Below are 10,854 nucleotides of genomic sequence, written 5' to 3'. Positions count from 1 at the left end.
GAAAAATCGTGTCGTACCCACGAGGCAGGCAACCATGACCTATCAGACATAGGTACGTTGCAACAAATGTAGGAGCGAGCTTGCTCGCGATGCGCCGCGCGGGCGGCGCTCGATCTCAAAAAACCCACAAAATCCAAGGCGAGCCCCGCGAACTTCACGCACTCAACCTCAGAACGCCATCCCCAGCTTCACCCCATACTCATCACGCTTGAGTTCGGTGTTGTCAGCGGCCAGCGACTCATCGTCGAGCTCGTACTTGGTCCTGATGTAGTACAGCCCCGCCTGAATGGGAAAGTCGCCCTGCTGGTTCATCAGCAAGGTGATCTCCGCATAGGGGTTGGCGCGGTCCTTGGTGTCGCTGGTTTCATCGTCAAAACCGTCCACATCGAGCTTCGCCTCGCCACCGAAGGAGTAGCGCACACCACCCTCGAGCCGCAGGGTCGCCGTGTCGAACTGGTGGTTGTAGCCCAGTGCGGCCTTGGCAAACGGTGATTTGTAAGTCAGGTCGGTGTCACGCCTGTGGGACACCAGCTCGAAGCGCTGCCAGGCGTACCCCGCGCCCACGATCACGTCGGCGAAGTTGCGGGCATCCAGCGCCACACGCCAGCCCAGGTCGAGCCCCAGCCGGGCGTCCTTGAACTTGTAGTTGTCCTGCTCGGCGTATTTGCCTTCGCCCCCGAGCTGGTAAATGAGCCCGGACTCGGCTGTCATCTTGTTCCCGTAGTTCGCGAATACACCGCCCTCCCCTACGTATTCGCTTTGCGATTGCCTGCCGCCGTGGAAGGTGAACTCATCGTAAGCACCTATCAAGCCTATAACGAAAAGTGGATCGGTATTGGGCGCGGCATGTGCCGCCAGAGGAGCGCCCATCAGGGCGAGAATGCAGGTGTGACGCAGCAATTTGCGTGTTCGCATGCGGGAAGTCTCCATGACAGGAATCGAGTGACGAACCCTGATTACGAGATTAGTCCTAGCGCAAAAGTTCGGATGGATTTCAACAACCGCACGCAATTCGGTGATAGATCACAAAATCGTGGAAAATTGCAGTTGATGGCATTTTGATGCCCATTCACGGGGATTTCCGCGGAATGTCTAATTTCTTTATAAGAATTTCCTCTTAAAGCCCTTCGTCAAATGTGAATTTGTATTAAGATTCCACGTCCTGATTTTGGATCCTGTTTGTGGGATCCTTCGCCTTTCCTCAGTATTTTGGTATGGAACCCCCCTGCTCGTTTATGGATGACGCGTTATCTCGCCCTCGCTTGCTGGTCCTTTCCAAGGGCGCCCAGCGCATCAGTACCTTGCCCGCCCTGTTGCCCGACTACGCGCTGCTAAACGGTGCCGTGCGCGACGTGCCGGCTGCAGATTGGTTAATGGCCTGGGGCCGCAAACCCAGCGCGCTCAAGGCCATGGCCGAGGCGCGCAAAGCACGCAAGCCGGTACTGACACTGGAGGACGGTTTCGTCCGCTCGGTGGGCCTGGGCGCCGATGAGCCGCCGCTGTCGCTGATCGTCGACGAGGTGGGCGTTTACTACGACGCCAGCCAGCCTTCGCGACTCGAGCAACTGATCGCCACGTCGCTCAGCGCCGAACAAAGCGAACGTGCCCTGGCGCTGCGCAGCTTGTGGCAGCAGCAGCGGGTGTCGAAGTACAACGACGCGCGCATCGAGCACCCGGCACTGCCGGATGACTGCGTGCTGGTGGCGGACCAGACCTGTGCCGACGCCTCCTTGCAAGGCGCCGGGGCGGATGACTTCAAGGCCATGCTCGACGCGGCACTGGCACGCTACCCCCACAGCACCGTGCTGCTCAAGGTGCACCCGGACGTAGTCGCCGGGCACAAGGCCGGGCATTTCGACCTGGCGGCGCTGGCCGACCACCCACGTGTCCAGGTGCTGGCGCGCAACGTGCACCCGGCCGAACTGCTGCCGCGCATGCGCGCGGTGTACGTGATGACTTCGCAGCTTGGCTTCGATGCCTTGATGTGGGGGGTGCCGGTGCACACCTGGGGCATGCCGTTCTATGCCGGCTGGGGGCTGACCGATGACCGTCTGCCAGCTCCGCCGCGGCGCCATCCGGTGCCGCTGGCGCAACTGATTCACGCAAGCCTGGTGGCCTACCCGCGTTATGTGTGCCCCGAGCGCGGCACCCCCTGCACGCCTGAAGTGCTGATCAACTGGCTGGGCCTGCAGCGTCGTCACCGCAGCGTGCTGCCCGATACGGTGCAGATGCTCGGCTTCAGCCGCTGGAAAGAACCGCTGGTCGACCTTTTCTTCAACGGCGCGGCCATCCGTTTCGTCAAGGCCGAGCAACCGCTGACCCGCGACCTGCCCGTGGTGTCGTGGGGCTGCAAGAGTGACGACCACCTCCACGACCACCCTCACCCGATCAACCGCGTCGAAGACGGTTTCCTGCGTTCGGTCGGCCTGGGCGCCGGCAAGACGCGGCCGTTGTCGTGGGTGGTCGATGACCTGGGTATCTACTACGACGCCACTCGCCCGTCGCGGTTGGAGCGCATTCTCGCCAGCGAACCCTTCGACACCGAGCTGCTGGCCCGCGCTGGCGCTTTGCGCCAGGCCATCTGCCGTGCCGGTCTGACCAAGTACAACCTGCCCGGCGCCAGCTGGCAGCGCCCGGACACAGCCGAACGGGTGATCCTGGTCACCGGCCAGGTCGAGGGCGATGCCTCTATCCGCTTCGGCGGCAACAAAGTGCGCAGCAACCTGCAACTGCTGCGCGCCGTGCGTGAGCACAACCCGGGTGCATGGTTGCTGTACAAACCGCACCCGGAAGTACTCGCCGGCACCCGCGCTCGGGGTGATGACGAGGCGCAGACGGTGCACTGGTGTGACGAAGTGATCGGCGACACACCGCTGCAACAGCTGCTTGAAGTGGTCGACGAGGTGCATGTGCTGACCTCGCAGTCGGGTTTCGAGGCCTTGCTGCGCGGCGTTCCGGTGACCACCTGGGGCCAGCCGTTCTACGCCGGCTGGGGGCTAACCCGGGACATGGACCTGCAGGTACCTGTTCAAGCTCGGCGCTCTCGGCAGTTGAGCCTGGATGAGTTGGTGGCCGGAACGCTGCTGCTCTACCCCACCTACGTCAGCCGCATCACCAACCGCTTCACCACCGCAGAACAGACGCTTTACGAACTACAGCATTGGCATGCACTACCGAAGCAATCACCGCAGCAACTACCGCAGCAAGGAGCTCCCTCTCGATGGCAGGACTTGAAACGACGCTTGAGCAGTTGGTTGGGCATGAAGCGCCCAGTCGGCTGACGTCAGCGTCTGCTCGTGGTCCGCTGCTGCGCATCCCGACTCACAACTTCCTGCTCCTGCAAGGCGTCAGTTCGCCTTTCTTCGCACGCCTGGCCAACGCCCTGCGCGGCATCGGCCAGCGTGTGCACAGCGTGCGTTTCAGTGTCGGCGACGCGCTGTATGGCGCCAGCGGCCCGTCCCTGAACTGCCCGTGCCGCGCCGAAGACAGCGAGCCATGGTTCGCCGAGGTGTTCCGCCGCCTGGACATCACTGACCTGGTGCTGTTCGGCGACTGTCGCCCGGTACATCGAGGGGCAGTGGCGCTGGCACGCCGCCATGGCGTGCGCGTGCATGTGTTCGAGGAGGGTTACTTCCGGCCGTACTGGGTCACACTGGAGCGCGACGGGGTAAACAACCATTCACGCCTGCCGCGCGACCCGCAGTGGTACCGCGAGGTGGGCAAGCACATCCCGCGTTACCAGAACGGCAATGCCTTCAAGCTGTCGTTCGCCGCACGCGCCACCCACGATGTGCTGTACCACGCCGGCGGCGCGCTGAACGCGCTGTGCTACCCGCGCTATCGCACCCATGCGCCGTTCAATGCGGCCGTCGAGTATGCCGGCTTCATCCGCCAGGGCCTGCGCCTGCTGCGGGCGCGGGTGCATGACGATGCGCTGGTGGCCGAGGTGGCCCGCGAGCGCCACCCGACCTTCCTGCTGCCGTTGCAACTGGACAGCGACGCGCAGATCCGCGATCACTCGCGCTTCCAGAACATGGAGCAGGTGATCGAGCACGTGATCGACTCGTTCTCGCTCAACGCGCCGTTCGATGCCCGCCTGCTGGTCAAGAACCACCCGCTGACACCGGGACTGATCAACTACCGCAAGGTCACCGCCCGGCTGGCGGCCAAGTACGACGTGGCCGACCGTGTCGACTTCCTGGAAAGCGGTCACATGCCCACGCTGCTCTCGCACATCACCGGGATGATCACCGTCAACAGCACCGCCGGGGCGTCGGCGATTCTTCACCATCGCCCGACCTGCACCCTGGCCGAGCCGATCTACGCCATGCCCGGCCTGACCCACCAGGACGGCCTGGACAGCTTCTGGCAGCAGCCCGAGGCACCCGATAACACGTTGTTCCAACGCTTTCGCAACACGGTCATCCACACCACCCAGATCAACGGCGGGTTCTACACCGGCTGCGGCATCGACATGGCCGTGGCCAATTGCCTGGAAGTGTTGATGGCCAGAACTTCAAGAATCGAAAACTACCTATGAGCCACACAGCTTCGCCCCGCTGCATCCTTATTACCGGCGCCACCGGCGGTATCGGTGGCGCGCTGGCGCCTGCCTATGCCGCGCCGGGCGTGACGTTGATCCTGCAGGGCCGGCGCCAGGACCGCCTGGACGAAATGGCCGCGCAATGCCGAGCGCTGGGCGCCACGGTGCTGCTGGAAGCCCTCGACGTGCGTGACCTGGATGCCCTGCGGGCGATGGTGCGGCGCGTCAGCGAAGCGCATCAGCCCGACCTGGTGCTGGTCGGCGCTGGGTTGAACACGGCGGTGGGTGCCAACGGCGAGGCGGAGTGCTGGGACGAGAGCCGTGCCTTGCTGGAGGTGAACGTGATGGCGGCGCTGGCCACCGTGGAAGCGGCCTTGCCGGTGATGCGCGCCCGCGGCCATGGGCAGATCGCGCTGTTCAGTTCGCTGGCCGGCTGGCGTGGTCTGCCGGTGACCCCGACCTACAGCGCCAGCAAGGCGGCGATCCGCGTGTATGGCGAGGCGATCCGCGACTGGCTGGCGCCGGAAGGGGTCAAGGTCAACGTGATCGTGCCAGGCTATGTGGAGTCGAAGATGTGCTTCGAGATGCCCGGGCCGAAGCCGTTCCTGTGGACGGCGGAAAAGGCAGCCAAACGCATCAAGCGCGGGCTGGCGGCGAACCAGGCGCGTATCAGCTTCCCCTTCCCGCTCAACCTGGGCACCTGGCTGCTGGGGCTGATCCCGCAGTGGCTTTCCTCGATGATTCTGCGTGGGTTGAAATACAGTGATTGATGTTTCCTGGCTGCCGGTTGCCCTGGCCGGCCTGGGCCTGACCGTGCTGGTCGAACGCCTGCTGATGCCACGCCCGCCCCTGCGGCGGCCGGCCAGTAGCTGGCTGCTGCACATGGGGTTGTGGTGCATGGGTTTCGGCCTGCTGTACGGGCTGACGGCGCGGCCATTGTTCAGTGGCGTGAATGTGCTGCTGCTGTGGCTGCTGATCGTGCTGGTGAGCAATTCGAAGTACCACTCGCTGCGCGAACCGTTCGTGTGTGCAGACTTCGAGTACTTCAGCGATGCGGTGAAGTTTCCGCGCTTGTACCTGCCGTTTTTCGGGTTTGCCAAGGCGGCGGTGCTGGCGGTCGGGTTTGTCGTTTACCTGTGGGCCGGGTTGAGCTTTGAAGTGCCCAAGGCGCGGATCGAAGCGGTGCTGCCGTTGGTGTTGGGGCTGGGGTTGCTGCGCCTGGGTCATCGGCTGGTGAAGCCAAGCTTCAATGCCGAGGAGGACGTGCTGAGATGGGGCTTGGCCGCCAGCCTGTGGCGGTACTTCTGGGCGGCACGGGCCAAGGTGGATCGGGCCGGGTTGGGGTCGCCGTTTGCCGCAATGCCTGTGCCGGCCTCTTCGCGGGACAAGCCCGCTCCCACAGGGGCTACCCCGGACTCGATACTGGAGAATCAGCTGTGGGAGCGGTCTCCCACAGGGACTACTCCGGACTCGATACTGGAGAATCACCTGTGGGAGCGGGCTTGCCCCGCGAAAGGGCCGGCACAGGCAACCCCACTACCCGACCTGATCTCGATCCAGAGCGAATCCTTCTTCGACGTCCGCGACCTGTGGCCAGGCGTGCGCCCCGAGGTGCTCGGACAGTTCGACCTGCTGGCCCGCGAATCCCTGGCCCACGGCAAACTGCAGGTCGCCGCCTGGGGCGCCAATACCGTGCGCACCGAGTTTGCCTACCTTACCGGCATCCCGTCCGAACGCCTGGGCGTGCACCGCTTCAACCCTTACCGCGTGCTCGCCCGCCAGGGCCTGCCCAGCATCGCTTCGCGCCTCAAGGCCATGGGCTATCGCACCGTCTGCATCCACCCCTACGACGGCAGCTTCTACGGCCGTGACAAGGTGCTGCCAGCGCTGGGCTTCGACGAATTCATCGATGTGCGCGCCTTCAATGCCTCGGAAAAAGCCGGCCCGTTCATTGGCGACTGCGCCGTCGCCGAAAAAATCCGCGCGCTGTTGCAGGCACCCGGGCGCAAACAGCCGCTGTTCATCCACGCGGTGACCATGGAAAACCACGGCCCGCTGCACCTTGAAACCGTCGATGCACATGAACTGCCCACGTGGTTCGACCGCCCGCTGCAACCGGGCATGAAAGACCTGGCGCCTTACCTGCGGCACATCGGCAATGCCGACCGCATGCTCGGCATGCTGCGCGAAACGCTGCTGGCGAACCCCAACGAGGCCCTGCTGTGCTTCTTCGGCGACCATGTGCCGATTCTGCCCGAGGTGTACCAGGCCATCGGCGCGCCCGACGGTGATACCGATTACCTGCTGTGGTCCAACCGCCGCCAGCCGGGCAGCAACGCGTGTCCGATCCGTGTCGAGGCACTGTCCAGCGCGCTGCTGGCACAGGCCCATGCGCCAGTCGCCGTCGCGCGGGTACGCACGGCGGCTGCCGGGGTCGCCTGACAACGTGCATATCGTCCTGGGATCGGAGCTGGCACCCGAGCGTGCCGCAGACCCTGCACTGGCGCACCTGCTCAGCCAGGGGCGCGGTTCGCTGGCATTTCTGCTTGGCGACAGCACCTGCCGCTTGCGCCTGCTGGGCGCAGGCATCCACTGGGACCGCGTGCTGCTGGCATTCGACGGCGAACGGGCGGTGGGCTTCGCCGCGTTCAAGCATCACCGACGTGGGCCGTTCGGGCTGCACTGGCGGCCATTCGTGCGTGAATTCGGGCTCTTCAATGGCGCCGTGCGGTTCGTCGGCTTTTGCCTGAGCGAGCTGCGCGAGTGGCGCTACGGTTTTTTGTTGTACGGCTTGCGGGTAGACCGCAGCGCGCGCAACCAGGGCATCGGTTCAGCGCTGGTACAAGCCTGTTGCGCGCATGCCGCTGGCCAGGGCTTTACCCGTATAGTGCTGGAGGTGCCGCTGAACAACCCGCGCGCCCGACGCCTTTACCTGCACAACGGATTCACCCTGCGGCGCAAGCGCTGGGTGCCATTCCCACCCGTGCGCGGCATGTGGAGGTCGTTGCCATGAGTTCCCCCAAAGCGCTGGTAGAGGGGCCGGGCTGGATCGGCGTCATGTCCCAGTGGGTGGCCTGGAAGGTGCTGCACCTGCCGCAGTTCCTCGGCCCGGAAGGCCCGCCGTTCTGGCTGTGGCGCCGGGGTTCGGGCAAGCCCAAGGGGCTCAAGGCCATCGCCGGTATCGGCTACAAGCAGTCGTCGGCCCATGCCCGCGTTTTGTGCCAGCGCTGGGGCCTGCCCTATATCGCGCTGGAAGACGGATTCCTGCGCTCTTCGTCCTTGGGTATCGAGGGCGACACGCCCATGTCGATGGTGGTCGACCCCATTGGCATCCACTACCTGGCCGACCGACCGTCGTTGCTGGAGAACATCCTGCAGCAGCCCGAAGCGCTGACCGCCCCTGAACTGGCCTGCGCCCGCGAGCTGATCGCGCTGATGCGCAGCAGCGGCATCGGCAAGTACAACAATGCCCCTGACCTGCCCGCCGACGACCCGCTGGGCCGAGAACGCCCACTGGTGCTGGTGGTGGACCAGACGGCCGGTGACTATTCGATCCCCGGCGGCGGCCTGTGCGAGGCGGACTACGTGCGCATGCTCGACACCGCCCTGGCGGAAAACCCCGATGCCGATGTGCGTGTGCGCATCCACCCCGACTGCCTGGGGGGGCAGAAGCCCAGCTGCCTGCTGGCAGCGGCGAAGGCCCGTGGTGTAACGCTCGAAGCGCGGCCCGTGGCCTGGGCTTCATTGGCCAGGCGCGCACGGCGGGTGTACATCGGCACCAGCCAGGCTGGGCTCGAAGCGTTGATCCAGGGCGTACCGGTGACCTGTTTCGGCCTGCCGTTCTATGCCGGCTGGGGCCTGACCGATGACCGCATGGCCATCCCCCGGCGCCAGGCCCGGCCTGACCTGGTGCAGCTGGTGGCCGCGGCGTACATCCGCTATTGCCGGTATGTCGACCCGCTGACCGGCGCACTCACCGACGCCCTCACCGTAGCCCGGCAACTGGCGCGTAAAAAGGCCCGCGATGCAGAGTTTGCCGGGCATACCACGGTGTTGGGCGTGAAGCGCCACAAGCAGCACAACATTCGGCGTTTCTTCGCCAGCCGTTGGGGGCAGCTGCGCTTTGCCGTGGACAGCCCTGAACTGGTATCACAAGTGGCTGCCGAACAAGGCCGGCTGCTGCTGTGGGCCGCGCGTGAGCCGGCAGACATGGCCGCACGCGCCAAGGCCGCCGGGGTGCCGGTATGGCGTGTGGAAGATGGCTTCCTGCGCTCCACCGGCCTGGGGGTGAACAACAGCCCGGCGTTGTCACTGGTGCTCGACCGTGGCGGTATCCATTACGACGCGGCTTCGACCAGCGACCTGGAACAGCTGCTGCAGCACGGCGAGTTCGACCCGGCCTGCCTGGCCGATGCGGCGCGGCTGCGTGAGCGCATCGTTGCCAGCGGCACCAGCAAATTCAACCTGCGCCAAGGGCCCTTGCCGGCCTTGCGCGGCCAACCTGGCCAGCGCCGGGTACTGGTGGTCGGGCAGGTCGAGGACGATGCCTCGGCGCTGTGCAGCGGTGGCGGTGCCGGCTGCAACCTGCGCCTGCTGCAGCAGGTGCGCGCGGCGCTGCCCCAGGCCTGGGTGCTGTACAAACCGCACCCGGACGTGGAAGCGGGCAAGCGTCAGGGGCAGATAGCCAGCGAACAGCTGGTCGGCCTGGCCGACCAGGTAGTGGCCGGGGCGGACATCGCCGAGCTGTACGGCCAGGTCGATGAGCTGCACACCTTGAGCTCCACTGCCGGTTTCGAGGCACTGCTGCGCGGCCTGCCAGTGGTGACCTACGGCACACCGTTCTATGCCGGCTGGGGTTTGACCCGCGACCACCAGCCATTGCCGCGCCGAACCCGGCGCCTGACCCTGGACCAGTTGGTAGCCGGCGCCCTGCTGCGCTATGCGCGCTATGCCGACGTCCAGCAAGCCCTGCCCTGCGATGCCTGGCACGCCCTCGCCTGCCTGGCCATGCCGCGCCCTGCGCGGCTGGCCGAATACCCGCGAGTGGCACCGTTGCTCAACTACACCCGGACCATGCTCGGCTGCGGCCGAGCGTTGGTCCCAGCAAAGGACTGAACCATGCCTGTTTCGATCCAGGACATCGGCCGCTACGCGGCACTCCCTTGGCATTGCTTGCAACTGGCCACCCACGCGAAATCGTTCGAGAACAACCCCGTACTGGGCAGCGCCCGCCTCAACGCCCTGGGCCTGCACGTGCAACGCCGCCAACTGGCCATGGCCATGGCGACCTGGCGCCGCCAGGCGCTGGCCAAGCGGCTGGATGCCGGCGAACGCGAGCACTTCGAGCAGAACGGATTTTTCATTCGTGAGAACGCCCTTCCCGTCGAGCAGTTCGCCGCCCTGCGCGCAGAGTTGGGCGAGTTGCGCAGCACCGGCTGGGAAATGCGCCAGGGCCGCGCCGTGACCCGACGCGTCAGCCTCGACCAGGACGTGCTGGCGCGAAATCCTGCGAGTGCGGCGTTCGTGGCGGACCGCGGCGTACGCGACCTGATTGCCTATGCGTCATCCAATACCGGTGGCATCACCTATCAATTGCAGTCGATCGTGATCGATGCGGCCAGCGCCGACCAGGATCCGCAAACCCGGCTGCACGCCGACACCTTCCACCCGACGGCCAAGGCGTGGTTGTTCCTGGATGATGTGGAGGAAGACCAGGGGCCGTTCAGCTATGTGCCCGGCTCGCATCGCCTGACCCCGGAGCGCCTGGCCTGGGAGTACCGGCAAAGCCTGGATGCCGCCCGTTCGCCCGAGCAGATGCACCGGGAAGGTTCGTTGCGCATCGACGAGCCAGAGCTCGCCGCCCTCGGCCTGCCACCGCCCCGGCGCTTTGCCGTGCCGGCCAATACGTTGGTGGTCGCCGATACCTCGGGTTTCCATGCCCGCTGCGCCAGCCACAAGGCCAGCCACCGGGTGGAGATCTATGCCAGCTTGCGGCGTAACCCGTTCCTGCCGTGGCGTGGGGCACACCTGTTTGCGTTGCCGTGGATTGCCCACCATCACATGCGCTGGGATGTGCGGTTGAAGCGTTTGATGGGGTTCGACAAGAAGAGCCATTGGCGCTTCATCGAGCAGTTGAATGCCTATGAGGCACCGTATATCTGATTTGGGGTGGGCGCATGTTGTTGGAGCGCTTGTCTTGAGATGTTCGTCGATTTTGAGATCGAGCGCCGCCCGCGCGGCGCATCGCGAGCAAGCTCGCTCCTACATTTGTTGCAACGTACCTATGCCTGATAGGCCATGGTTGTCAGCCT

At 65.1% G+C, this 10,854-nt stretch carries 8 protein-coding genes; 7 read left to right on the top strand and 1 reads right to left on the bottom strand.

The window, feature by feature from the left end; genetic code table 11:
* Positions 1-168: 168 nt before the first annotated feature.
* Entirely contained in the window at positions 169-915 is a 747-nt protein-coding gene (locus tag PMI38_RS14610; protein ID WP_008095304.1) for a hypothetical protein, read from the bottom strand.
* A gap of 320 nt (positions 916-1,235) precedes the next feature.
* Here PMI38_RS14610 and PMI38_RS14605 point away from each other — a divergent pair, with 320 nt between their 5' ends.
* From PMI38_RS14605 to PMI38_RS14575, 7 genes are all read left to right on the top strand, one after another.
* Positions 1,236-3,281, top strand: a complete 2,046-nt coding sequence (locus PMI38_RS14605) for a capsular polysaccharide biosynthesis protein (RefSeq protein WP_008095302.1) — start codon at positions 1,236-1,238, stop codon at positions 3,279-3,281.
* Entirely contained in the window at positions 3,221-4,540 is a 1,320-nt protein-coding gene (locus tag PMI38_RS14600; protein WP_008095300.1) for a capsule biosynthesis protein, read from the top strand. The genes PMI38_RS14605 and PMI38_RS14600 overlap by 61 nt, the downstream gene beginning before the upstream one ends.
* Entirely contained in the window at positions 4,537-5,313 is a 777-nt protein-coding gene (locus tag PMI38_RS14595) for an SDR family NAD(P)-dependent oxidoreductase (RefSeq protein WP_008095299.1), read from the top strand. Before PMI38_RS14600 ends, PMI38_RS14595 begins: the two co-directional genes overlap by 4 nt.
* A 64-nt stretch (positions 5,314-5,377) precedes the next feature.
* On the top strand, positions 5,378-6,985 hold the full coding sequence (locus tag PMI38_RS14590; protein ID WP_157214873.1) for an LTA synthase family protein: 1,608 nt from the start codon (positions 5,378-5,380) through the stop codon (positions 6,983-6,985).
* Entirely contained in the window at positions 6,933-7,556 is a 624-nt protein-coding gene (locus PMI38_RS14585) for a GNAT family N-acetyltransferase (protein ID WP_008095295.1), read from the top strand. The genes PMI38_RS14590 and PMI38_RS14585 overlap by 53 nt, the downstream gene beginning before the upstream one ends.
* Positions 7,553-9,658 carry a capsular polysaccharide biosynthesis protein gene (locus PMI38_RS14580; RefSeq protein ID WP_008095294.1) on the top strand — a complete coding sequence of 702 codons (2,106 nt, stop codon included), beginning with the start codon at positions 7,553-7,555 and terminating at the stop codon, positions 9,656-9,658. Before PMI38_RS14585 ends, PMI38_RS14580 begins: the two co-directional genes overlap by 4 nt.
* 3 nt (positions 9,659-9,661) lie before the next feature.
* Positions 9,662-10,705: a phytanoyl-CoA dioxygenase family protein gene (locus tag PMI38_RS14575; protein WP_008095293.1), complete on the top strand. Its 1,044-nt coding sequence runs from the start codon at positions 9,662-9,664 to the stop codon at positions 10,703-10,705.
* Positions 10,706-10,854 lie beyond the last annotated feature (149 nt).

The sequence above is a fragment of the Pseudomonas sp. GM84 genome, from assembly GCF_000282535.1.
Taxonomy (GTDB): Bacteria; Pseudomonadota; Gammaproteobacteria; order Pseudomonadales; family Pseudomonadaceae; genus Aquipseudomonas.
Note: the sequence above shows the minus strand (reverse complement) of the source record. Positions and strands in the feature narration are given on the sequence as shown.